We start from the raw sequence: 24000 nt of genomic DNA, 5'->3' as shown, positions 1-24000 counted from the left end.
AGCATCGATAACCTTTTGGAGTTGTCAATCCAAGTTACGCTGATATATATACTGAGCTTATGTAGCCAGTCCATGAAGGGTGGTTTCCCGAACAATGGATGGGACGGTTAATTTTAAAGTATGTTTCTAGTTGGTTCATCGATTAAACTGCTTTCACTCTGTCTAATTTATGAGAATTAATACTCTGAGTAATTAGGGTCAACCGTAAAGTTAATGTGGTGTTTGCCGCCTTTAGATGTAAATCACCCTATTGTGAGGGAAAATTAACTAGATTTTTATCGGTGACAGGCTTCCTTGGGGGACGCGAACGGAGATAACACCAAACGTCCGAACGGTGACAGGGGACAGCCGTTAAAGTTACCATCAACAGTTAAGTGCGATCGCCTAATCCCAAACTGGGTTTAAAATAGCTACAGTCTCTTGTCGATACTCGTATTAAGAAATTTCTAGCTGTAGTTTCAAACACATCTACACATTACAATTTACTTACCAATACAAAGCCTCTTGTTTTACCTGAAACTGAATCAACTGTGTTCATAGCTTTCCATAGGTCTGCTGTCTTCACCCAAACTGGTGGATATTTATAACGGGAAACATCCATAATTAAAAATCTATCTGTCTCTTCGTTATATGCGGCTATTGGTGATATGTGTCCGCCTCTTTCCTGGTTGATTTCTTTGCGTAAATAATTAACTATGACAAAGTTGCCTTTTTGTTTTAAATTCGCTGCTGTCACTTTTCTAAAATCTTCTATACTAGTAATAGCAGCATGATGAACTTCCACTTTTACACCATAACTAGCGATTAATCCACCTAACTCTGCTAAAGTCATACCTTGACGAGAGACTTTTTCGGGAGTGATGACTGCTTTAGTTTTCTCATTACTAAAAAAATTCTCTTGAGTAAACACTCTATAAGGTGAATATTGTGGTGCTTCTGGTGCAGAAATTCCTAAGCTATTTAACACCATGACAATACTTGCCACTCCACAATAAGCTTGATTATTTTGAGTTACAAATTGTATACTTAAGGGGAAAAAGTCTTCTCTGGCGCGACTGGTAATTAATAGATTTTTTCCGGTATCAGAATTGAAATCGATTAAATTAGTTGATAGTGGTAAAGTTTGAGATAAGACGTTGCCACTGGAAATACATAATCCAATAACTATGCCTTGGATAGAGGTTTTGAGAATTTTTTTAATAGTAAAATTCATTGCTGTGATTATATAAATGGGACGTTTCACCCAGAGGCGCAGTATCGCTAAGGCGGAAATCGCAGAGAGGAATTTTTATGAGAGAGTGAGGAGTGCTTTAGATTTACGAAATTCGCGTACTACTTCTTTAATATCTTGGAGTTCTCCTTCTACTAAATAGTTAAGCTGTCGCATTTCATCGGCGGATATTTTACCTGTTAGTTGATTAATGGCTTCTCGGATTTGTGGGTATTTTTTTAAAGTTGCTTGTCTGATAATTGGTGTAGCTTCGTAAGGGGGGAAGTATTGTTTGTCATCTTTAAGAACGAATAAACCCAAGCGAGCAATTTGTCCGTCTGTGGAATTACCTGCTATCATATCTACTTGTTTTTGAATTAATGCCCTATAAATTAAACCCAAGTCCATAATTCGAGGTGGTTTGGTAAAGTTTAAATTATAGGTTTTAGCTAACCCTGGAAACCCATCTTCTCTTTCTAGAAATTCGTAGCCAAAACCGCCGCGCCATTGGGGTGTATATTGAGCAGCTTCGGAGAGGGTTTGAATGTTGTAGCGTTTGGCATCTTTTCCCCTGATAATAATTGCAAAGGTATTTTCAAAACCCAGACTAGGCATTACTTCTAACTGGAATTGTTGAGCATAGGCTTGTTTTAGTTTTGCATAAACTACTTTAGGATCGTTAATTACTGCTTGTTTTAAAATACCCGTAAACGCCGTACCTGTGTATTCAATATAAGCATCAATATTACCAGAGATAATTGCTTGATGACAGACAAAAGAACCACCCAAGCGAGGACGGCGAACTACTTTTAAATTTGTGGTATCTTCGATTTGTTGAGCTAGAAGTTCGCCTAAAATATCTTGTTCGGTAAAGTCTTTGGATGCTATAATAATATCACCGCTACTACTTATTAGATTAGTTTTACAACTAGCGATCGCCATCACTAATGCAAAGCTGAATAAGAGAACTAAAAAAAATCTTTTCATAACCCATAGTTGCTAAAAATTATTAACTTTTCACTTTTAATTTATTCTCTAGCAATCCAATCAATAAATCAGCGAGTAGTGCTATCACCGCCGCCGGAACTGCCCCAGCTAAAATTAACTGATTATTGACTACTGAAATTCCCCTGAAAATAAACACGCCCAAGCCTCCAGCACCAATTGCAGCCGCAATAGTTGCAATGCCAATACTAATAACTGTCGATACTCGTACCCCCGCCAAAATCACACCCATTGCTAAAGGAATTTCCACTTGTAATAATAACTGTCTATCTGTCATTCCCATTCCTCGCCCGGCTTCCCGAATTGCAGGATCTACCCCTGTAATACCTGTATAAGTATTACGAATTATAGGTAGTAGGGAATATAAAGTTAAGGCAACAATCGCAGGAACAACACCAATTCCACCAATGACTGGGACAGGAATTAGTAAGCCAAATAATGCCAAACTAGGAATAGTTTGGAGAACATTAGCAAAACCTAAAATTGGTTGCCGCAGTTGAGTTTGACGGGTAATTAAAATTCCTAAAGGAATACCGATCATAATGGCAATACTAATGGCAACACCCACTAAAAATAAATGTTCTAGGGTGTGTTGTAAAATTTCTGACGCGTACTTGATCAGGAAGAAATCTTTCATAAGTTGTCTTGCAGTGAACGCAGACATTGCAGGAATGCCAGACTTTCGGGATGTTGCGATCGCATAAATTCATCCTTCGTCCCTAATACTACCAATTCTCCCCCATACATTAACCCAATTCTCGATGCCAAAACAAAGGCTTCTTGAATGTCATGGGTGACAAAAACCACTGTCTTCCCTAATTCCTGTTGTAATCGCCGAAATTCCTGCTGTAATTCTAAGCGCGTAATCGGATCGAGTGCGCCAAAGGGTTCATCCATTAATAATACAGGCGGATCTGCGGCTAAAGCCCTGGCTACACCTACCCTTTGTCTTTGTCCCCCCGAAAGTTCGTGAGGATAACGGCTAGCAAATTGTGTAGGATCTAAACCTATCAACTGCAATAATTCGTATACTCGCGTTTTGATTTGTTTCGGTTGCCAGCCTTCTAAACTAGGAACTAAACCCACATTACGTTCTACTGTAAAGTGAGGAAACAAACCAGTTTCTTGAATTACATAACCAATCTTACGCCTGAGTTTAATTTCATCCCATTGAGTTGTCGGTACACCATTAAATAACACCTCGCCTTGGGTGGGTGTAAACAGGCGATTAATTAATTTCATAGTGGTAGTTTTACCGCTACCACTACGTCCGAGTAATACTAACGCTTCCCCCCGATGAATGGCGAAATTGAGCCGCGACACCAAAGGACGATGATTGCGGCTAAAGGTGACATCATGAAATTCAATAGCGACTGAGTTATTTTGTGGCATTACATAGAAACATTTTAAACTTTGCTTGGTTCAAGCCCCCGGATTTATCCGTGGGCATTAATTGCCAATTTTACTGACTCTATCTCATCAATTGTGGGAAACAAATCAAGACTTAATCAAAGCTGTCTAGAGCATCCTTTTGTACAGGGCATCTACACTTTAGGGAACACCAAAAAATAAATTATTCCAAATTGACGGTTAGTAGGGTGCGTCAGTGCTATAAAACCTAGCTGTACCAGGAAATTATTCATACTGACGCACCCTACATTTTGGACATTTTTTTATCTGGAAGTCCCTTAAATAAATTGCAAAAAATTTTCTACAATCGGAGTTAATCTGTTTTCCTGCCAGATTATGGCAGTTTCTATTACAGGTGCTTTTTCTAGTATCGGACGATAAGCTACACCAGTCCTTTGCAGATTTTGTAAAGAAGATGGTGCGATCGCTACACCTATTCCAGCCGATACTAGTCCAATAATGGTTTGCATTTGAATCGCCTCCTGAGTAATTTTAGGGTTTAAATGCTCCTGCTGAAAAAGACTCATGATGCGATCGTAAAGTCCTGGTGCTAGATGGCGGGGAAACATAATCAAAGGTTCATTGAGAAGCGATCGCACTGAGATATGTTTTTTTTGCACCAATGAATGAGTTGAAGGCAAAGCCACAACCAAGCTTTCCCTGTGAATACATTTATAAGATAATGTGTCATTTTCTAAAGGTGGATGAGCAAAACCTACATGAATTCGGGAATCTCTCAGTGCTTGCTCCTGTTGACTGGTCGTTAACTCCAGTAAAACTAGTTCTACTTCTGGAAATTGTTCGCGAAATTGGCGCAAAATCAAGGGTAATAAGTCGTAAATTACCAAACTAGTAAATCCTATTCTGAGTTGACCTGTTTCACCACGTCCAGTCCTTTGAGTCAGTGCTACTGCTGTTTCTAGTTGCTTCAGTAGTTGATAAGTCTCTTGTAAAAACACCTGGCCAGCTGCTGTTAGCTGTACTTGTCGCTTAGTTTTGCGATGCAAAAGTTCTACCCCTAGTTCCGCCTCTAGCTGTTGGATTTGTTGGCTCAGAGGTGGTTGAGCTATATGCAGTCTTTCTGCGGCTTTACTGAAATGTAGTTCCTCAGCTACAGCGATAAAGTAGCGCAGGTGTCGTAGTTCCATATGTTTAATATTTTATAAGTCTCAATTTTCAATAAATATATATTGGACATCTCAAAAAAGTCTACCTATGATACACGTACAGTGATTTGATTAAGGTAAAAGCAATGGATGAAAAAACAATGTCAGAGAATCTCAGAAGTCAAGTTGTCACACAAGGGGTGCAGCGATCGCCAAATCGCGCTATGCTGCGTGCAGTTGGTTTTCAGGATGAAGACTTTAACAAAGCAATTGTTGGTGTAGCTAATGCCTACAGTACAATTACTCCCTGTAATATGGGGATTAATCAACTAGCACAAAGAGCAGAAGCTGGGGTTAAACTAGCTGGGGCAATGCCGCAAATGTTCGGCACAATTACTATTAGTGATGGGATTTCGATGGGAACGGAGGGGATGAAATATTCCCTAGTGTCACGAGAAGTCATTGCTGACTCCATTGAAACCGCCTGTACTGGACAAAGTATGGATGGTGTAATTGCGATCGGTGGCTGTGATAAAAATATGCCAGGGGCAATGATTGCAATGGCGCGGATGAATATTCCGGCTATCTTTGTTTACGGTGGCACAATTAAACCTGGACACTACAACGGCCGCGACTTAACTGTTGTCAGTTCCTTTGAAGCTGTGGGTGAATACAGTGCTGGGAAAATTGACGAGACCGAACTGATGGAAGTAGAACGCCGTGCTTGTCCTGGTGCGGGTTCTTGCGGTGGGATGTACACAGCTAATACTATGTCCTCGGCTTTTGAAGCGATGGGGATGAGTTTACCCTATTCTTCTACAATGGCGGCGGAAGATGGCGAAAAAGCCGATAGCAGCGAAGAATCAGCTAAGGTACTAGTAGAAGCAATTCGTCATCAACTTTTACCCCGGCAAATTATCACCCGTAAATCTATAGAAAATGCTATTTCTGTAATTATGGCTGTCGGTGGTTCAACTAATGCCGTATTACATTTTCTAGCGATCGCTCGCGCAGCTGGTGTAGAACTAAATCTAGATGACTTTGAGACTATCCGTGGTCGTGTACCCGTTTTGTGTGATTTAAAACCTAGTGGTCGATATGTCGCCACAAACTTACACCAAGCTGGCGGTATTCCCCAAGTGATGAAAATGCTACTCGTGCATGGTTTACTCCACGGCGACTGTATGACCATCACAGGTAAAACCATTGCCGAAGTTCTAGCAGATATCCCCGAAGAACCACCCGCCAACCAAGATGTGATTCGTCCTTGGAATAACCCAATGTATGCCCAAGGTCACTTAGCTATTCTCAAAGGTAATCTAGCTACAGAAGGGGCTGTAGCCAAAATTACCGGAGTCAAGAAAGCCTTAATTACTGGCCCCGCAAAAGTATTTGATTCAGAGGAAGAATGCTTAGATGCCATCCTCGCAGGTAAAATTCAAGCTGGTGATGTAATTGTCATCCGCTATGAAGGCCCTAAAGGCGGCCCTGGTATGCGGGAAATGTTAGCCCCCACTTCAGCAATTATTGGTGCAGGTTTGGGTGATACTGTTGGCTTAATTACCGATGGACGCTTTTCTGGCGGTACTTACGGTATGGTAGTCGGACACGTTGCCCCAGAAGCAGCCGTTGGTGGTGCGATCGCTCTGGTCGAAGAAGGTGATAGCATCACTATTGATGCTAATTCCCGCCTGTTACAGTTAAATATCTCCGATGCAGAATTAGCCAGCCGCCGCGCCAAATGGCAACCCCGCCCACCCCGTTATACAAAAGGCATCTTGGCGAAATATGCCAAGTTAGTCGCCTCTAGCAGTGTCGGTGCTGTCACAGACTTGGATTTATTTAATTAAGGGTACAAGGATGTCAAAAGAGGCAGGGGAGCAGGGAGCAGGGAGCAGGGAGCAAGGGAGAAAACTGAGACAGAGCTTGTACTCCGCCCCAGTAAGAACGCCCGCTTATGGGCGGGGCTTCTCTACGAGACGCTCCGCGAACATACCCATGCTCCGCTTCTCTACGAGACGCTACGCGTAGCTTGCTTCCACGAAGTGGTACGCTCCGCGCAGAAGAGAAGGGCTTGTTCCCCCTGCTAAGAGCCCCCTTCCCCTCTGCCTCTTCGGTAAAAGGCGGGTGCGGGGATTGAACCCGCTAATCCCCACAAATGGTGGAGACGTAACCGATAACCCTATATTCTGCGTCCCCGAAGGGCAAGTGATGAATCAGGATAACCCGCCATGAAAAAGGATAAAAGTTACCATTTATCCTTAAAGCTATTCAACTCTCTTTACAACTCCCCTGTAGCTAGCATCTGGATAATGCGAGGTGTACCAGGGTCAAACCCTGCCAAATCCCAAGATAAAGGATCTTTGGGATCTACTAAGGTAATTTGGTAAGGTGTCAAGCTGACATACACAGCCTTAACATCAGGATTCACCTTTTTACGGTACTCAGCCAAGGCTTGAGAGGGATGCTTATAACCCGCCCAGCTTTCGGAGTCAGTCCAGAAGCAGATAACATCGGCTTTGAACTTGTGCTTAATCATCCAGTCATAAGCTACAGACGCATCTGTTCCGCCAAAGTTTTGCTTGCTGGCTTTCCGCACCGCAGAGCTAAAACTATCTTTGGCGGTAATATTCAACTCCCGAAATTCCGTAGCAAAGCCGCGAATCATGTAGTTTTTCTCAGCTTTGGCTGTAACTAATGCCATTGTGGTGGCAATTTCACAGCAGCTTAGTCCCATATCTGCAACCAAGCTACCCATAGAACTAGAAACGTCTACGGCGTGCATGAATACTTTACCTGTGGGTTGCACCACATCAAAGGACAACTCAACGGCTTTTTCTAAGATGTCCACGATACGGGGAACTGGACTCCAAGTTTTCTTACTGCGTCCTAATCTTCCTCCAGACTCATAAGTTTTGAGTGCTTTCAAAACATCGATGGGATGAATACGACCTTTCCGCAGATGTTCTTTGTTGTTGAGAACTGCTTCTACACGCGATAAGTTTGTGCTTTCGTCAGTTCGTAACACACCCAATTCAGTTAATGAACCCAAGTTACGCAACATTGCACCAATAGGCATTTCCTGAAATAGTAATTGCCAAGCTTGCTTATCCATCTTACCCACGGGTGTAGCCATTTCATGGGTTAAGCGTCCTTGCAAAATGGCTTGGTGGGTTTCATTGGGGTTGTGCTTCAGCCATTCGTACCACCAAATCTGTGCTAACGCCTCAGAAGGTATTGCAGTTGGTAATTCTGCCCAACCTTTGACTACCCACTCATAAAGTTGACGGTGGTTTTCTGTAGGTGGTTTGACGTGAAACAACCGTAAAGCATCACGGTTAGTAAAGCCTTGACGTTGTTGATATTTCAACAGTTGATAGGCTAAACCTTTGACATCTTCACGAGATAGCCAACTTTTACCAGCTTCCCGCACTATCTTACCGAACCCCCGCAGAGACTTGGTGTAGTTCAACCATTCATAGAAATGGCTACCTGTACGGACAACTTGGGGAAAGATTTCACCAAAAGCCTGTTTTGCTTCTGGGGTTTCACCCATTGACAGCAACACCAAAGCAAAAATAGGTGCGCTGTTATTGATGGCGTGTCCATCACTGGCGTACAAGATTTCTTCTGCAACACGACTGGGATTTTCCGCGACAGCTTGTTTTACAACTACCACAAAATCTTCTGTAAGTTCTTGTTTGCCAGCATAGTATGTGCTTTGGGCTGTCCCAACCAACAGACAACGCCGCAACATTTTCCAAATGCCAGCATCAAACATCCAGCCACCTGAACGCCCTTTCATCATCTCGGCTTCTCGTCCGGGGATGGGTTGATTTTGTGGTGTAGTTGTCTTGTTTTTGGTAAAGAAATTGTAATTCATGGCTTCATCTCCCAGCCCTTGCAGGCAAAAATGAAAGGTGGCAGGGCAGGACTCGAACCTGCGACATCCGGCTTAAATATGCGATAACCCTAATTCGTCGGCCTTTGCAGGCGAGGGGTGAATAAGGATGTTTACGTCGCTCTACCAACTGAGCTACCTGCCACATGAAAGTTAAAAATTAGATTTGGTGTAGTGGGGCGGGATTTGAACCCGCGACCTCCCGCTTTGCAGGCGATAACCCTCAATTCTTCGGCCTTTACAGGCAAGGGGTGAATAAGGACGTTTAGGCACTCTATCCACTGAGCTACCCACCACATGAATGTATAGACACGATTAATCACGTCTTTAGTTTAGATTTAGCGGAGCAGGATTTACACCTGCACCTCCAGAAGTTTAATCAAGGGCGTTGGGAATCAAGATGTTATTCGATAACCCTCAATAGGTCGGCCTTGTCAGGCAAGGTGGGTGTTCTGGTATTTGAACTATCCGCTACTGATTTAGCTAACTCCTTTGGGAAAATCAGCTTGTAGTATTAATGTAGTATATGTAATTTGAAAAGTCAAGAGGATGACTAAAATTTTTTTGAAGTTCGTAATCAGCACTTTAGAATGCTTAATTCCATAAGGACTGTTCACAACTTGTTTCTGTTAAAACTTGTTTAGCTATGTATTTTGGAAAAATATTTTGCAGCTTTTTGCCGAAATTATCAGGTTTTTTAGTTTTATACGATCGCAGCTAATGATAATTTTGCTGATTTTTGCCATAACTTTGCCAAACTATACAAAAACCTGCGCCGATTTTTGCCAATATAATATATTATTTCCCAAAAAATTCGGTTGGCAAAAATCGGCATGAGTGAAAAAACAATAGAAGGTAGCGGGAAAGGCTTTCTCGTTCTCCTTTTGCCAATATCGTTTGTGATTATTTTCCTGGTTACTACCTGGAAATTTTTGCTGGCTTTTCTGGTGTTGCTCATTGGTTTAAATGTATGGCAACAATACCAATGGCAACAGTGGTGTCAGCGAGTTAACCCGATTTTCAGTGAGTTGGTTCGAGAAAATCAGGGCAAAATTACACCTGTAGATTTGGCAATTCGGGGCAACTTTCCCGGCACACAAGCAAAACGCTATCTAGATGGTAAAGCATCTGAATTTGGTGCAAGTATACTACCTGCTGGAGAAACAGGTGAAGTTTATTACTTCATCACTGGCAGTATTCTAGGTAACATTCTTGACAGTAGCGAGCCTGTCAAACAACTAGCCACCCCACCAGTAACGAAGGAAGCGCGATCGCTTTTAGCAGCACCACCTACACCAGAATTAGCACCACCTGCACCAGAACCATTCGCAGCAGAACCAGTATTAGCAGAAGCAGAACCGGAATTACCACCACCAGCTGTTACTGAAGAAGCTAAACAAAAACTAGCAAGACAGTTAGTTTTTGGTTCTTTGATTCAATCAGAACTGGCTAAACGGCTGAATGTTTATTCCAGCACTGTATATAAACGGCGCAATGATCCAGAATTTCCTGAATGGAGTCGCAACCGCGATCCTGATGGTATTGCTTGGACTTTTTCAGAAAAAACTAAGGAGTTCTTTCCTGTAGATGAGTGAGTAGTGAGTGCTGAGTGCTGAGTAGTGAGTGCTGAGTAGTGAGTGCTGAGTGCTGAGTAGTGAGTGCTGAGTAGTGAGTGCTGAGTAGTAAGTTAGGTAAGGGTCACTAGTCAATAGTTTTTCTCCTCTGCTCCCCCTGCTTCCCCTGCTCCCCCTGCTCCCCTGCTCCCTCTGCTTCTTAATAGTCCCCAGTCCCTAGACTCTTTTTAACGTCTAAACCTACGGCTTCCGAAATGGAACTTAGGCCATTTTGTTCTAACTTGACTAGTAAACCTTCAAGAATGCGGCTGACCATCATTGGGCCTTCGTAAATCCAGCCTGTATAAACTTGGATCAGGCTAGCACCAGCAGTAATTTTTGCCCAAGCATCATCGGGGGAGAATATGCCACCTACCCCGATAATTGGCATCTGTCCTTGGGTTTGCTGACAGATAAACTTAATTACTTCTGTGGAGCGATCGCGTACTGGCGCACCACTAATTCCCCCAGCTTCTTGCTCAGGTGATTTGCCAGTTTTGTCAATCACTTGGGTTTTTAGCCCCTCACGGCTAATAGTAGTGTTAGTGGCAATAATCCCGGCTAGCTGGTAGGTTTTCGCCAAAGTAATAATATCCGCGATCGCTTCCCATTCTAAATCAGGGGCTATCTTGACAAAAATTGGTTTTTGTAAGTTGTTTTCTTTTTGTAGTACATCCAAGATAGAACTGAGCATAGAGGCATCTTGGAGCGATCGCAAACCTGGTGTATTGGGTGAAGAAACGTTGACTACAAAGTAATCTCCCAACTCTTTAAGTAATTGAAAACTATGTAAATAATCTTCTGCTGCTGCTTCTAGGGGAGTAACTTTCGACTTACCCAAATTAATGCCTATAGGTATAGATGAAGTGAACTCTTGTTTTTCTTGAGTTAACAGTTTTGCCATTGCTGCTGCACCACTATTATTAAACCCCATGCGGTTAAGAACAGCTTGATCTAAAGGCAAGCGAAACAAACGAGGACGAGGATTTCCTGGCTGTGCTACAAATGTCACAGTTCCCAGTTCCGCAAAACCAAAACCCAGGCTTGACAAGATGCCAGATGTTACACCATCTTTATCAAAACCAGCCGCCAAACCTAGGGGGTTGGGAAAGTGTAAACCAAATAAATTTTGTTCTAGGCGGTGATTTTTTAGACATAGAGACTTTTGTAACAGGCTTGGTAGCCAATTATTACCAGTATGATTTTGATGTGATAACCAACTTAAGATTGCGATCGCCTGGTGATGTGACCACTCTGGATCTGCTTTTAATAAATTGAATAAAACCGGACGAATAGCAATTTGATAAATATCCATAATAAATAGTCTTAGTTATTCGTTCTGTCTCCCCAGTCCCCAATCCCCAGTCCCCAATCCCCAATCCCCAGTCCCTTCCATCCAGAACTCCGAATAAACAATCGAAACAATATTAGTCAGGGCTACTTTATGGGCATCTTATATATTACAAGCTATGTTGACTAATAATCAGATGGGGCAGCCACAACCACCTATAGCCGGCGAACAGCAGATTGTTGCCCTAGGACGCGTTTTGCAAAGTCTAAGGGAAGAGGATGATATTGAGGTTCTGATTGCAATTACTACTTCTTATATTCAACAGCAGTTTAATTACAGTTTGATTTGGATTGCTGTTTACGATCGCATCAAGCATACATTGTTAGGTAAAGGTGGTGTCACTCCTGGAGGCGAGGATAGTTTTTTACGCAAACGGTTGATTCTCCGTCCAGGTGACTTATTAGAGCAAGTAGTTATTCAACAGCGCGCTGTGGGAGTGGCAGATATCCGCACTGAAACCAGAATTGGCGAATGCCAGGAATTAGGTAAAAAACACAACGTTCGGGGAACAATTATTTTTCCCATACGCTACAAAGACCGTTGTTTGGGTTTGCTGTTAATAGCTGCGGAACGCTGGGGTTATTTGATCCCAGAGGAAACCAAAACTAGTGTGATGATTGTCTTAGGGGAACTGGGGTCAATACTGTATCAAAATGAACTTCATTTGCAGCAAAAGCAAAGCAAGCGTCCTGATGAACCGTTATTAGAATTACTCGACAATTTACATAACTTCAATAATTTAGAAGAAAGACTCAAAGCAGTAGTAGAAGCAACCCATGAATTTGTTGCTCCCAGTCGTACTAATATTTACTGGTTTGATCGACAAGGACGCTATTTTTGGTGTCGGATTACCAATCAACTCAGGAAAATGAATAGAGATGCACAGCGTGAACAGCCGGCGGCCGGTATGACTGTGCAAGAGTTGAGCGATTTTTATTATGCTTTGTCAGTTAATCAAATTGTTTGGATTGGTGATGCTCGCAGTTCCCTAAATAGTCATTTTACAGCCAAGTTATTGAAACGCTGGCGGGTGCGATCGCTCTTGGCTGCTCCAATTATCTGGCAACAAGACCTCTTGGGTTTTCTGGCTGTCGAAGGTGTTGAACCGCGCATTTGGTCAGAAGCAGACAAAAATTTTGTCCAAGGTGCGGCGGGTTTAGTCTCTCTAGTAGCTCCGACTGAAAAAATGGACAGTACCATTCAACAAATTAAAGAGGATTCCCAACTTACTAGCCAAGTTGCTCAAGCTATCTACACTTATCAAGACCTCAAAGAAACTTTACGTATTTGTGCTACCAAAGTGTTAACTCGGTTAGGTGCTACCCGCTTTTTAGTTTTACAGTATGACGCTGACCGGAATAACTATCAAGTCGTCTATCAAACTCAACCCCATAATCGCCGTCCTTTGACCTTTGCTTTTAGTTTATTGACCGAAACCGATAGACAGATGTTGAAATCGGCGACAAAAACAGTAGAAATTGAGAATTTAGAGGAAGATTTACGTTTTTTTAACTGGCGACCACCTTTAATAGAAAATGGAGTGCGATCGCTGTTAGTTTGCAACTGCATTCAAAGTCATCGACCAGAGGCAATCCTGCTAATTACCCACACCAAGCATCACAATTGGACAACCCTCGAAAAAGAACTGCTGTGGATTGTCAGTCAACAAATTGGCGTAGTTTTACGGCAATGGCGACTACTAACCAATAGTGAACAACAGCAAAAAATTGTCCAGAGTATCCAACAATCTCTCTGCATTTTAGAAGAAGCCCATAGTGAAAGCACTGAGACAGAAAAAAATTATCTAGAAACTACCACTCTGGAACAAATAGCATCTATTCTTGGTTGTCCTTTAGCCTTAATGTTGTCTTGGTCTTCTGGCCAGTCTCAGGCGGAGATTATACCCGGAGTAATTGGTGATAGTCAATTTAATATTCGCACGGATGCACAAATATCTGTACAGTCTGAAGCATTGATTCAGTGGGCGTTGTCTAAAGATGGCTACTTAAATCTGAAAGCCGATGATTTACCACCAGAAACCAAAAAATGGTTAAATTGTCCAGGAATGGGCAAGGTTTTGGTTATAGCTTTACGGACTGCTGCTATTCATCAACCCACAGGGATAATTGTGTTAGCAGACCATGCAGAACGCTATTGGCCCCAACAAACCCTAAATGCGATAGAAACTCTGATTGAGCAATTAGCTTGGTTGCGTCGTCAACAGCTAATCAGCAAAAGTCTAGAATCTACAACCCAAGAATTACGTCAACTCAACTGGTACAAACATCGGCGGTTAGAAGAAGCCCAAAGAACAACAACACAATTAATCGGTCAAATTCATGATTTGGGCATTCCTCATAATGAATTGACTCAGACACGCTACCAGTTATTGTGGCGACAGTTAGATCACACCACTGCGGCGATGACAGGATTGTTAAAACAAGAACAATGGCAATTGTACATGAATGGGGAAACCATGCCCATAGCCAGCTTGTTGAAGCGATCGCTCGAACGCATAGACAACTTAGTTCAAAAACAAAAACTCTGGATTGGGGTTCATGGGTTGGGACAATCGACACAAGAACTAGAGACAAACAATGGTTCTGGCTTAGTCAAAGGTGTCGTTGCTTCCAGTTACCCTTCCCCAATGGCGATCGTTGGCGACATCATCAAATTTGAATTAATCCTCAACGAATTATTAGTGTCCGCCTGTCAACGTTCCCCTCATGGTAGCAGAATTGATATTTGGTGTCGTCGCTTAGATGAAAAATTCCTAGAGTTATCAATTACAGATAACGGTATCATTGCACCAGAGTTACTAACAGAACTAGAGCAAATGACACGTAAGGATGTACTAACACCTAGTCATTTAGATCAACTCCCAGGTTTACATTTATTGATCTGTCAACAGCTAATGCAGCAACTAGGAGGAGAATTACATCTCTACCAGTTACCTGATAATCGAGTAGTTAGCCGCTTACTATTGCCATTAGCTTAACCCGACAGAAGGACAGCATGAGATCAATGGTATGGTGTTGACTTTAATAAAGCACACTGTTTAACCCACGATTTTTTACCAAGTGCAGTAGCTTAAGAGATGCTCCACTAGGCCGCTTTTGTCCTATTTCCCACTTTTGAACTGTTGAAGGGCTTATATTCAAAATACGTGCAAAAACAGCTTGACTGATTTGAGATGATTCCCGTATTTCTTTAATTTGTAATGGTTCTAGAGGCTCAATAGGAGGTAGACATAAGTGTTCAAATTCGCGCAATGTAGTTTGATTCATTAGCCCAGCTTTGTCTAGGTCTGACGCTGTTTCATGAACCGCTTCAAGAATCGCCGATTTTTTCTTCCGCATTACAAATCACCTCTATTAACGCATTACTATTTTTTGCCTGCTCAAGCTCTTCTGGTGTATAAGCAAGTAATTGCTTGGATAACATTTTCAGAGCTTCTTCTTCATCTTTGTCAATGTTACTGCGTTCATTTTTTGAAAAGCCAAAAATAAAAAATCAACGATCTTCATTATAAGTAATGAGGAAATACCCATTACTCATTACTCATTACTCATTACTTATTACTCTTTACCAAAAATCTCACCCTCCGTTTGAATTCCTCAAAGTCTGCATCGCTGAGTAGGGTTTTTTGCCATGCTGGGCGTTGGTTAATTTGTTCACACCAGTTTTGTAGTTGGGGATAATCATCCAGACTTACACCCAAGTTAGGTAAAAATGGTAAAACTGTTCCTGCAACAATATCTGCTAGGGTTAATTCTTCACCATTAAAAAAAGTATAATGGCCAATAATTTCTGTTAAAAATTGCAGCACTTTATTTATATGCTGTACTGCTTGTAAGAACTGCGGTGAGTCGGGATTATCACAAATTAGTGTAATTGTTTTGGGAAATAATTCATTAGCTGTCACCATTTGCACCATTCTGACTTTTGCCAATCCTTGAGCATCATTAGGCAATAATGCCGGTGTGGGATATTTACTTTCTAAATAATCTAAAATTGCCAAAGATTCTATAACCCTAAACCCGTCATCTACTACAACTGGGATATGGTGAAATGGGTTGATTTCCAAAAATTCTGGCTGTAATTGATCACCATTTAATTTCATTAATATCGGTTCAAAATCAATTCCTTTTTCTAATAAAGTTATCCACACACGCCGAGCATTAGGTGAAAGGGGAGCGTAGTAAAATTTCAACATCGAAAACTCCTATGGATGAATAAAAAGACCGAATGGTTTGTTGAACTATAAAAATTTTTGCTGGTTACGCCTGCTGAGATTGACAATATTTCTGTTTTAATCCCTCTGGAATGGGAATTAGACGACTACTTTCTAAACTCATAAAAGCACCTTTTTGTGTGGCGATTGCTGCTAACTCTTTATTGGCTAAAATTTCAGCTTGTACAGTCCATTTTAAACGTCCCAAATTACTTAACCATAAACGGCCAATTACTTGATCATTTAGCTTAATTGGGCGTTTATATTCAATTTCTGTGCCTGCCATAATTGGTGCATATCCTTGCTTAAGCTGTTGCTCAAGTTGCCAGTGTTCTTCTAGAAACTTGAGGCGTAAATCTTCTAGCCACCTGATATAAACTATGTTGCTGACAATACCCACAAAATCTATATCATAAGTTCTTACGGGTATGCTTAATACTATCTCTAATGGTCTATGGGTTTTCTCAGTTGTTAGCATGATTTATCCTAAATATTACATTCAGACCATCCGGTCTGTAAAGGCATAAAAAAAATTAAACTTCTACTTTGTAGTTAAGTGTTAATTCGTCACCGGGTAAACCTCTGATACCCCAGTTGGATTTAGGTAATTCAAAAATTGTAATTTCAATATCATCTACTGAAATATTCAATTGTGTACTTATGTTTTGAATCAACAATCGAATTAGCTGCTTTTTAGTAGCAACGGAACGCCCTTCAAACATACTAATTTCAATAATTAAATAATCTTCTGACCTGTCTGATGGGTAATAAAAATCAGATTTATCTAAAAGAAAAAAACGATGAAATCTTTTCTCAGGAGCAATCTGTAATCCTTCAATTAGAGCGACATGAATGATATTTGATAGCTCTGCTTTAATCGGGTTGAGCTTGTCAGCTAAACCATAAACTTTGATTTGTACCATTGTTCTAAAGGTGAGTTTCTATGTACTGGTTGAGATGATTAACGGCTCTTTGCATATAAATATTATCTCCATATAACTTGCTCATCATAATTGAACCCTCTAAGATTGCAGTCATGATACTAGCTATTTCATCCGCATTGACTCCAGGTTGAATTTCACCTTTTGCAATTCCGGTTTCGATGATGTGGCGAATGAGATTAAGCCAAGCTGTCATCGCCTGTTGAGTACGTTCTCTTAAAGCCGGATGAGCATCATCACTTTCAACGGCCGTATTCAGTAGGGGACACCCTCCGGGGATGGGTGGATTTTCTACAAAACTGCTAAATACATTCACGATCGCCTTTAAACGTGCGATCGCATGGCGTTCGTTGCGTAATGCTAATCTGTAATGTTTGCTCACACAAGCGATCGCATAATCAAAAGCCTGTAATGCTAATTCATCTTTGCTTTGGAAATGATTGTAAATTCCCCCCTTTTGCAATCCTGTCACCCGCATAATGTCAGAAATAGACGAACCAGCATACCCCTGTTGGTTAAACAGTTCGGCTGCTTGTTGGATAATCCGAGCTTTTGTTTCTTCGCCTTTGGACATTAAAAGTATTTAAGACCGATTGGTCTGATTAAGATTAGCAGTATTTATCTAATATAGTCAATACACTCAGAAATTTAGTAGAAACGTAGCAATGCTACGTTTCTACTAAATTAAGCCGAAAGGGTTAAAATCTTCTCGACAACTTGAGAGTCTACATCTTGCTGTTCGCCCAAAACGGCTAAACCGTGCTGTTTTAGACGTTTGATAATTACAGGAATGGTTTCTAAGCCTACACCGTAGTCAGATAGATGAGTGCGGACACCGAGGGACTCAAAGAAGTTGCGAGTTTGAGCGATCGCTTGTTCTACGCGTTCGGTTTCGCTACCATCAATTATGTTCCAGACTCGCTCTGCATATTGTAGAAGCTTTTGCCATTTGCGATCGCGTCTCACAGACAGGGTACTTGGTAGCACAATCGCCAAAGTCTGAGCATGATCTAAACCATGTTCCGCCGTCAACTCATGACCAATCATGTGAGTCGCCCAGTCTTGCGGAACTCCCGCACCAATTAATCCATTGAGAGCCATTGTTGCACACCACATAAAGTTAGCTCGTGCATCATAATCGTGGGGATTAGCCAGGGTTTTTGGCCCCTCCTCAATCAGCGTTTTCAAGATTGACTCCGCCATCCGGTCTTGTAATGGTGCATTGGCGGGATAAGTCAAATACTGTTCCATTACATGGGTATAAGCATCAACAATCCCATTACCAATTTGTCTTGGAGGTAAGGAAAAAGTCGTTTCTGGGTCAAGAACAGAGAAGCGAGGAAATACCAAATTACTATTAAAGTAGAGTTTTTCCTCTGTTTGTGCCTTAGTAATCACAGCACCTGTATTCATCTCCGAACCCGTAGCAGGGAGGGTCAATACAGTACCCAAAGGTACAGCCGCAGTCACGGGTGCTTGCTTGGCGAGAATATCCCAAGGATCGCCCTCAAAGTAAACCGCCGCCGCAATAAACTTAGTTCCATCCAGAACTGAACCACCACCCACCGCCAGCAGAAAATCAATCCCTTCTTGACGGGCTAATTCTACAGCTTTCATTAGTGTTTCTAGGCGGGGATTAGGTTCAATTCCACCGAACTCAAATATATTCCGTCCAGATAACGCAGATTTAACTTGATCGTAGACACCATTGGTTTTGATGCTACCTCCACCGTAAGTTATGAGAATTTTGGCATCAGCCGGAATTTCAGTGTCAATTTTGGCAATTTGACCTTTACCAAAGAGGATTTTAACTGGGTTGTAAAAAACAAAATTTTCCATGAGTGCTTAAACTAAGGATTGATATTGCGTCTTGAGTATTCTAATCAGTTTGACTAATCGGGATACTGATTGGCGATCGCGACATCATCAATCGCACTCACTGGAACAGAATATTCAATTTGTTGAATTTATACAAATTTTACGACGATCTGTATATAATGCAAGCAATTACTTGCACTTGTAAGCAAGTGCTTGCATAGGTGACAGGTGACAGGTGACAGGTGACAGGAAAAAAATTTTTGTAATTAATTCTGTCTGAGTAAGTAAGTTGCTGAGAAAAATCCAATGTATATGAAGAAATGTAAATGGTCGGTAGGGTGTGTTATGCCGTAGGCTAACGCACCTTGAACTGTTGACTGTTGACTACCTAATCCAGACCAAAATTAGTTTTTAAAGATTCAATCTATAGAAAATATCTCAGTAATTTCCCTAGTTAAAATTTAAGAGCGAGTGATCAAATATGTCCCATCAAGATAGTTCTCATTCCTCACTACCTGTAGAGATAGAAGATTCTCAGGCTACCGAAACTCAAGATAGTTCTCTGGTAGAGCCAGAAAAACAATCTACACCTAGTCCTAAAGGGCGTTGGCCTGTGATTGTTGGCATCATTTTGCTAATTATCGGTGGTGGTTTTGGCTGGAGGTGGTGGCAAAGTAGCCTGGCGGGGAATAGCCCCCCAGGAATGGCGGCGGGTCAGCCGAGGGGAATTCCTGTAAAATTAGCGACAGTAGAAACAGGAACTTTACAAGAAAGCTCTGTATTTGTCGGCACTTTAGACGCACCGCGCTCAGTGGTACTTAAACCAGAAATTGATGGACGAGTCAGCCAAATTTTAGTCAAAGAAGGCGATCGCATCCAAGAAGGGCAAGTAGTAATTCGTCTGCAAAGTGATGATGTTCAAGCCCAGTTATTGCAAGCTAAAGCTTCCTTAGAACAAGCCCGCGCCCGCCTAGCGGAACTCAAAGCCGGGACTCGCTCTGAACAAATTGCCCAAGCCAGAGCGCAGGTAGCCCAAGCTAGAGCCAGGTTAACAGATGCCCAAGGTGGAGCGCGTCCAGAGGAAATTGCTCAAGCTGAGGCGCAAATTGAATCAGCGAAATCTGATGTAGAGTTAGCGCAGTCACGAGCCAAGCGATACGAAAAACTTCAGACAGAGGGTGCAGTGTCCCAAGATGTTTTAGAAGGATATTTGGGAGAAAGACGTAGTGCTGAAGCGAGGTTAAGAGAAGCCCAGCGACGATTAGAGCAACTGCGTAAAAGTCGAGGTTCTGATATTACCGAACTAACGGCTGCTCTAGAACAGCAAACACAAAACTTGAGACAATTAGAAAACGGCGCACGTCCAGAAGAAATAGCCCAAGCGCGATCGCAAGTTACCCAAGCCGCCGCCCAAGTCAAATCTGCCGAAGCCCAAGTGCGTTACACGAACGTCCTAGCACCTTTGACGGGGATTGTGGGTAATATCCCCGTGAGAGTTGGTAGCTTTGTCAGCAAAGGTGATGAACTGACAACACTGACTAGAAACAGTGCTTTAGAACTAAATATATCCATTCCCCTCAACCAAGCCGCACAATTGCAGACGGGATTACCCGTGCAGATGCTAGATACCCAAGGAAACCCCACCACCACAGGTAGGATTAGTTTCATTGAACCCAACGCCAACTCCAATTCCCAAACAGTCTTAGCCAAAGCCACCTTTAGCAATGGTACGGGACAACTACTCAATCGCCAGTTAGTCCAAGCCAAAGTGATTTGGGATGAACGTCCAGGCGTGTTAATTCCCGTCACAGCCGTATCTCGCTTAGGTGGAGAAACCTTTGTATTTGTCGCGCAAGCACCAGAAAGCCCCCAACCAGACGCGCCGTCTTTAGTAGCTATACAAAAATCGGTGAAATTAGGAGCGATTGAAGGTAACAATTATCAAGTTCTAGAAGGACTAAAAGCCGGCGAAAAAATCATAGTTTCCGGTATTCTCAACCTCACCAACGGCGCACCTATTGTTCCAGAGTCTTAGAAGGGGGCAGGGGGCAGGGAGCAGGGGGCAAGGTAGAACTTTTCCCAATCCCCAATCCCCAATCCCCAGTCCCCAGTCCCCAATCCCCAATCCCCAATCCCCAATCCCCAAATATGTTTGTTGACTTCTTTATTAAGCGGCCAGTATTTTCTACCGCCTGCGCGTTATTTATTCTGCTGGTAGGAGCAATCAGTATTCCCACATTACCTATTGCGCGTTTCCCAGATATTAGCCCTACTCAAATCAACGTTGCTGCTAACTACACTGGTGCGAGTGCAGAAGTAGTGGAAAGCGGTGTCACTAACATCTTAGAACGGCAAATTAACGGTGTTGAGGGAGTAAAATATATTACTTCCAGCAGCAGTAACGACGGTTCAAGCAATATCACAGTGACTTTTGATGCCTCGCGGGATAAAGATATTGCCGCCGTCGATGTTCAAAATCGTGTTTCTGCTGCCGAAGCTCAATTACCAGATGTTGTGCAGCGTACAGGAGTGCGGGTCACTAAGCAATCTAATAACATTTTGTTAGCGATCGGCTTATACACTGACAATCAGGAATATGACAATATATTCCTCAGTAATTATGCTGACCTTTACTTAACAGATGCTTTAAAAAGAGTTAAGGGTGTGGGTGAAGTGCGGATTTTTGGGGAACGCCGCTATGCTATGCGTTTGTGGTTAGATCCTAATCGCCTGGCTAGTCGGAGTTTAACTACAGAAGATGTCACCAATGCGTTGGCGGAACAAAACCTGCAAGTTGGTGCGGGGAGAATTGGACAAGAACCTGCACCCAAAGGACAACAATATCAACTGGATGTGCGGGCAGTTAGCCGACTAACGAATGCAAAAGAGTTTGAAGAACTTGTCCTGAAAACTGAGAATGATGGCACTTTAATTAAACTCAAAGATGTTGGTAGAGCCGAACTAGGGGCAGAAAATTACAATACATTTTTACGATTTCGTGCCAAAGATGCCGTCGGTTTAGGGATTTATCAAGTTCCGGGAAGTAACGCCTTGGATGTAGCCAGGGGAGTTAAAGAGGCAATGGTGCGATTAGCTCCGAGTTTTCCCCCAGGAATGCAATATCAGGTAGCTTTTGACACGACAATGTTTGTCGAGGAATCATTGTCAGAAGTGGTTAAAACACTATTAATGGCAGTGGTGTTAGTGGTACTGGTGATTTTTGTCTTTTTACAAGACTGGCGGACTACCTTAATTCCAGCGTTGACTATTCCCTTGGCTTTGGTGGGAACGTTCGCTTTTGTGAAAGTTTTTAACTTTTCGATTAATAGTTTGACTTTGTTTGGTTTGACTTTAGCATCAGGGATGGTTGTAGATGATGCCATTGTTGTAGTTGAGCAGATTAGCCGTTTTATTCAAGAAAAAGGGATGAATCCCCGCCGTGCTGCTAGTGAGTCAATGGCAGAACTATTTGGTGCAGTCATTGCGACTTCCTTAGTATTGATGGCGGTGTTTATTCCTGTGGCGTTCTTTCCCGGAACTACTGGCGCACTGTATCGACAATTTGCCTTAACGATCGCCTTCTCAATTGTCGTTTCTACATTTTTGGCTTTAACTCTGACACCATCTTTGTGTGCTTTATTACTGCGTCCAGGACAAAAAGCATCAGGTTGGCTGGGTCGGATTTTTGATCAGATTAATCGCTTCCTCGATGCAGTCAGGGAAAAATATAGGCGATCGCTATCCTTACTCATCCGCTTTAAAAGCATTGTAATTGGTCTATTCATAGTTTCCTTGGGCTTGACAGCTTGGCTATACACCTCAGTTCCTACAGCCTTTTTACCCGATGAAGACCAAGGTTATTTCATCACCCTTATTCAAGGGCCGCAAGGGGTTTCTCTACAATACACGAGTGATGTGATGGCACAGGTAGAAAAAGAAATCCTCCCACTACCTGAAGTTGTCGGAACTTTTGCTGTGGGAGGTTTTAGTTTTAGTGGTAGTACAGCCAACACTGGTATTGTGTTCACCACCTTAAAACCTTGGGCTGAACGTACCAGACCCGACCAATCAGTACAAGCAATTATTGGTAAACTACAAGGGAAATTATTATCCATCCCAGAAGCTAGAGTCTTTCCTGTCAACCCACCGGGAATTCAGGGTTTGGGTAACTTTGGCGGCTTTACCTTTCAACTCCAAGACCGCCGAGGGAATAGCGGTTTAGAAAATCTGGTGCAGACAATGGGACAGTTACTTGGTCGCGCCAACCAAACACCAGGATTACAAGCGGTGTTTAGTACCTTTGCGGCTAATACACCACAGCTACTAGTAGAAGTAGACCGCAACAAAGCCAAAGCACTGCAAATTTCCATTGATGATATTTTCAGTACCTTACAAACTTCTTTGGGTTCTCGATATGTGAACGATTTTAATCTGCAACAGCGTAACTATCGCGTGTATGTGCAAGCAGACCAACAGTTTCGCGCTAATCCCAAAGATATTGGACAATTGTATGTGCGATCGCAAACTAATCAAATGATTCCCCTGAGTAATTTAGTCAAAATTACTTCAATAGTGGGCGCGCAAACAATTAACCATTACAATCTATTTCGCTCAATAGAAATTAACGGTGCGGCTGCGCCTGGCTTTAGTTCCGGTGATGCAATTACAAAAATGGCACAAGTAGCCCAAGCAGTTTTACCCGTCGGCTATGATTATGAATGGTCTGGGACTTCCTTAGAAGAACAAGAATCAGGCGGTTTAGCACCCCTCATCTTTGGGTTAGGACTAGTATTTGTGTTTTTGGTACTAGCAGCCCAATATGAGAACTACGTAGACCCAATCATCATTCTTTTAGCTGTACCTCTAGCAATTTTTGGCGCACTGGTAGCCCAATCAATGCGGGGTTTTGCTAATGATGTTTACTGTCAAATTGGTTTGGTAATGTTGATTGGTTTGGCTAGTAAGAATGCGATTTTGATTGTAGAGTTTGCTAACCAACTACGAGAAGAAGGCCTTCCCATCGCCAAAGCAGCAATTGAAGCGGCTCAAGAACGTTTACGCCCAATTCTCATGACTGCCTTTTCAACACTCATCGGTATTTTTCCCTTAACTATTGCCACAGGTGCAGGTGCAGGAAGTCGTCAATCTTTAGGAACAGCAGTGTTTGGCGGAATGCTAATCGCTACTTTTTTAAGCTTGTTTGTCGTGCCAATCTTGTATATTGTAATTAAGACAATGACTGAAAGTTTCTTGAAACCAAATCAGAAGCCAGCCTTAGAAACAGGTGCAACTTCATTGGATAGAAAAACTGCGGCTTCAGCCACAAAAACCAATGATTAAATCCATATAATTCATATTTGTAATTACGAATTACGTTAGCGGAGCGGGGCGTTAGCCCATTACGAATTACG

19 protein-coding genes and 2 tRNA genes are annotated in these 24000 nt (G+C 42.3%); 5 read left to right on the top strand and 16 right to left on the bottom strand.

What is annotated here, in order from left to right:
• Positions 1-475 precede the first annotated feature (475 nt).
• The 5 genes from L6494_RS11630 to L6494_RS11610 all read right to left on the bottom strand — a co-directional run bounded on the left by L6494_RS11630 (position 476) and on the right by L6494_RS11610 (position 4773).
• A complete protein-coding gene (locus L6494_RS11630; protein WP_237994961.1) occupies positions 476-1213 on the bottom strand; it encodes a phytochelatin synthase family protein in 738 nt (245 codons plus the stop codon).
• Between the two features lie 75 nt (positions 1214-1288).
• Positions 1289-2197, bottom strand: a complete 909-nt coding sequence (locus L6494_RS11625) for a glycine betaine ABC transporter substrate-binding protein (protein ID WP_237994959.1) — start codon at positions 2195-2197, stop codon at positions 1289-1291.
• Positions 2198-2219: 22 nt separating this feature from the next.
• On the bottom strand, positions 2220-2852 hold the full coding sequence (locus L6494_RS11620; RefSeq protein WP_237994957.1) for an ABC transporter permease: 633 nt from the start codon (positions 2850-2852) through the stop codon (positions 2220-2222).
• On the bottom strand, positions 2849-3607 hold the full coding sequence (locus L6494_RS11615; RefSeq protein ID WP_237994955.1) for an ATP-binding cassette domain-containing protein: 759 nt from the start codon (positions 3605-3607) through the stop codon (positions 2849-2851). Before L6494_RS11615 ends, L6494_RS11620 begins: the two co-directional genes overlap by 4 nt.
• A gap of 296 nt (positions 3608-3903) precedes the next feature.
• On the bottom strand, positions 3904-4773 hold the full coding sequence (locus L6494_RS11610; RefSeq protein ID WP_237994953.1) for a LysR family transcriptional regulator: 870 nt from the start codon (positions 4771-4773) through the stop codon (positions 3904-3906).
• 119 nt (positions 4774-4892) lie between these two features.
• On the opposite strand from L6494_RS11610, the gene ilvD reads away from it, so the two are divergent.
• Entirely contained in the window at positions 4893-6581 is a 1689-nt protein-coding gene (ilvD, locus tag L6494_RS11605; RefSeq protein ID WP_237995978.1) for a dihydroxy-acid dehydratase, read from the top strand.
• A gap of 431 nt (positions 6582-7012) precedes the next feature.
• On the opposite strand, the gene L6494_RS11600 is transcribed toward ilvD, so the two are convergent.
• From L6494_RS11600 to L6494_RS11590, 3 genes are all read right to left on the bottom strand, one after another.
• Complete coding sequence (locus L6494_RS11600; protein ID WP_237994951.1) at positions 7013-8614, bottom strand: TROVE domain-containing protein; 1602 nt, start codon at positions 8612-8614, stop codon at positions 7013-7015.
• A 37-nt stretch (positions 8615-8651) separates the two neighbouring features.
• Positions 8652-8777: transfer RNA gene (locus L6494_RS11595), tRNA-OTHER, on the bottom strand.
• 26 nt (positions 8778-8803) lie between these two features.
• A tRNA-OTHER gene (locus L6494_RS11590) sits at positions 8804-8928 on the bottom strand.
• A 537-nt stretch (positions 8929-9465) separates the two neighbouring features.
• Between L6494_RS11590 and L6494_RS11585 the strand changes: the two genes are divergently transcribed.
• The gene (locus L6494_RS11585) at positions 9466-10227 is read left to right on the top strand and encodes a hypothetical protein (RefSeq protein WP_237994949.1); all 762 of its coding nucleotides are present in this window, start codon (positions 9466-9468) and stop codon (positions 10225-10227) included.
• A gap of 178 nt (positions 10228-10405) precedes the next feature.
• Here L6494_RS11585 and L6494_RS11580 read toward each other — a convergent pair whose 3' ends face one another.
• Positions 10406-11560: a quinone-dependent dihydroorotate dehydrogenase gene (locus tag L6494_RS11580; protein ID WP_237994947.1), complete on the bottom strand. Its 1155-nt coding sequence runs from the start codon at positions 11558-11560 to the stop codon at positions 10406-10408.
• Positions 11561-11714: 154 nt separating this feature from the next.
• Between L6494_RS11580 and L6494_RS11575 the strand changes: the two genes are divergently transcribed.
• A complete protein-coding gene (locus tag L6494_RS11575) occupies positions 11715-14594 on the top strand; it encodes a sensor histidine kinase (protein WP_237994945.1) in 2880 nt (959 codons plus the stop codon).
• 43 nt (positions 14595-14637) lie between these two features.
• On the opposite strand, the gene L6494_RS11570 is transcribed toward L6494_RS11575, so the two are convergent.
• The 7 genes from L6494_RS11570 to L6494_RS11540 form a co-directional block, all read right to left on the bottom strand.
• The gene (locus L6494_RS11570) at positions 14638-14955 is read right to left on the bottom strand and encodes a helix-turn-helix domain-containing protein (protein ID WP_237994943.1); all 318 of its coding nucleotides are present in this window, start codon (positions 14953-14955) and stop codon (positions 14638-14640) included.
• Positions 14927-15070 carry a hypothetical protein gene (locus L6494_RS11565; RefSeq protein ID WP_330911086.1) on the bottom strand — a complete coding sequence of 48 codons (144 nt, stop codon included), beginning with the start codon at positions 15068-15070 and terminating at the stop codon, positions 14927-14929. The genes L6494_RS11570 and L6494_RS11565 overlap by 29 nt, the downstream gene beginning before the upstream one ends.
• Before the next feature lie 97 nt (positions 15071-15167).
• Complete coding sequence (locus tag L6494_RS11560; RefSeq protein ID WP_237994940.1) at positions 15168-15812, bottom strand: glutathione S-transferase family protein; 645 nt, start codon at positions 15810-15812, stop codon at positions 15168-15170.
• A 64-nt stretch (positions 15813-15876) separates the two neighbouring features.
• Complete coding sequence (locus tag L6494_RS11555; protein WP_237994939.1) at positions 15877-16308, bottom strand: acyl-CoA thioesterase; 432 nt, start codon at positions 16306-16308, stop codon at positions 15877-15879.
• A gap of 55 nt (positions 16309-16363) precedes the next feature.
• A complete protein-coding gene (locus L6494_RS11550) occupies positions 16364-16753 on the bottom strand; it encodes a tautomerase family protein (RefSeq protein ID WP_237994937.1) in 390 nt (129 codons plus the stop codon).
• Positions 16754-16757: 4 nt separating this feature from the next.
• Positions 16758-17345, bottom strand: coding sequence for a TetR/AcrR family transcriptional regulator (locus L6494_RS11545; protein WP_237994934.1), 588 nt, complete (start codon positions 17343-17345; stop codon positions 16758-16760).
• 110 nt (positions 17346-17455) lie between these two features.
• Entirely contained in the window at positions 17456-18610 is a 1155-nt protein-coding gene (locus tag L6494_RS11540) for an iron-containing alcohol dehydrogenase (RefSeq protein ID WP_237994932.1), read from the bottom strand.
• Positions 18611-19070: 460 nt separating this feature from the next.
• Here L6494_RS11540 and L6494_RS11535 point away from each other — a divergent pair, with 460 nt between their 5' ends.
• Together L6494_RS11535 and L6494_RS11530 are read left to right on the top strand one after the other, a co-directional pair.
• Positions 19071-20624, top strand: a complete 1554-nt coding sequence (locus L6494_RS11535) for an efflux RND transporter periplasmic adaptor subunit (protein ID WP_237994929.1) — start codon at positions 19071-19073, stop codon at positions 20622-20624.
• A gap of 113 nt (positions 20625-20737) precedes the next feature.
• Positions 20738-23929: an efflux RND transporter permease subunit gene (locus L6494_RS11530; protein WP_237994927.1), complete on the top strand. Its 3192-nt coding sequence runs from the start codon at positions 20738-20740 to the stop codon at positions 23927-23929.
• Positions 23930-24000 lie beyond the last annotated feature (71 nt).

Origin of the sequence: Nostoc sp. UHCC 0870, assembly GCF_022063185.1 — a bacterium.
GTDB lineage: Bacteria > Cyanobacteriota > Cyanobacteriia > Cyanobacteriales > Nostocaceae > Trichormus.
Note: the sequence above shows the minus strand (reverse complement) of the source record. Positions and strands in the feature narration are given on the sequence as shown.

Coding starts and splice junctions, on each gene's coding strand:
- L6494_RS11575 (WP_237994945.1), top strand. CDS start 11,715: ATGTTGACTAATAATCAGATGGGGCAGCCACAACCACCTATAGCCGGC.
- ilvD (WP_237995978.1), top strand. CDS start 4,893: ATGTCAGAGAATCTCAGAAGTCAAGTTGTCACACAAGGGGTGCAGCGA.
- L6494_RS11545 (WP_237994934.1), bottom strand. CDS start 17,345: ATGTCCAAAGGCGAAGAAACAAAAGCTCGGATTATCCAACAAGCAGCC.
- L6494_RS11600 (WP_237994951.1), bottom strand. CDS start 8,614: ATGAATTACAATTTCTTTACCAAAAACAAGACAACTACACCACAAAAT.
- L6494_RS11615 (WP_237994955.1), bottom strand. CDS start 3,607: ATGCCACAAAATAACTCAGTCGCTATTGAATTTCATGATGTCACCTTT.
- L6494_RS11570 (WP_237994943.1), bottom strand. CDS start 14,955: ATGCGGAAGAAAAAATCGGCGATTCTTGAAGCGGTTCATGAAACAGCG.
- L6494_RS11560 (WP_237994940.1), bottom strand. CDS start 15,812: ATGTTGAAATTTTACTACGCTCCCCTTTCACCTAATGCTCGGCGTGTG.
- L6494_RS11610 (WP_237994953.1), bottom strand. CDS start 4,773: ATGGAACTACGACACCTGCGCTACTTTATCGCTGTAGCTGAGGAACTA.
- L6494_RS11580 (WP_237994947.1), bottom strand. CDS start 11,560: ATGGATATTTATCAAATTGCTATTCGTCCGGTTTTATTCAATTTATTA.
- L6494_RS11630 (WP_237994961.1), bottom strand. CDS start 1,213: ATGAATTTTACTATTAAAAAAATTCTCAAAACCTCTATCCAAGGCATA.
- L6494_RS11535 (WP_237994929.1), top strand. CDS start 19,071: ATGTCCCATCAAGATAGTTCTCATTCCTCACTACCTGTAGAGATAGAA.
- L6494_RS11555 (WP_237994939.1), bottom strand. CDS start 16,308: ATGCTAACAACTGAGAAAACCCATAGACCATTAGAGATAGTATTAAGC.
- L6494_RS11550 (WP_237994937.1), bottom strand. CDS start 16,753: ATGGTACAAATCAAAGTTTATGGTTTAGCTGACAAGCTCAACCCGATT.
- L6494_RS11540 (WP_237994932.1), bottom strand. CDS start 18,610: ATGGAAAATTTTGTTTTTTACAACCCAGTTAAAATCCTCTTTGGTAAA.
- L6494_RS11530 (WP_237994927.1), top strand. CDS start 20,738: ATGTTTGTTGACTTCTTTATTAAGCGGCCAGTATTTTCTACCGCCTGC.
- L6494_RS11585 (WP_237994949.1), top strand. CDS start 9,466: ATGAGTGAAAAAACAATAGAAGGTAGCGGGAAAGGCTTTCTCGTTCTC.
- L6494_RS11620 (WP_237994957.1), bottom strand. CDS start 2,852: ATGAAAGATTTCTTCCTGATCAAGTACGCGTCAGAAATTTTACAACAC.
- L6494_RS11625 (WP_237994959.1), bottom strand. CDS start 2,197: ATGAAAAGATTTTTTTTAGTTCTCTTATTCAGCTTTGCATTAGTGATG.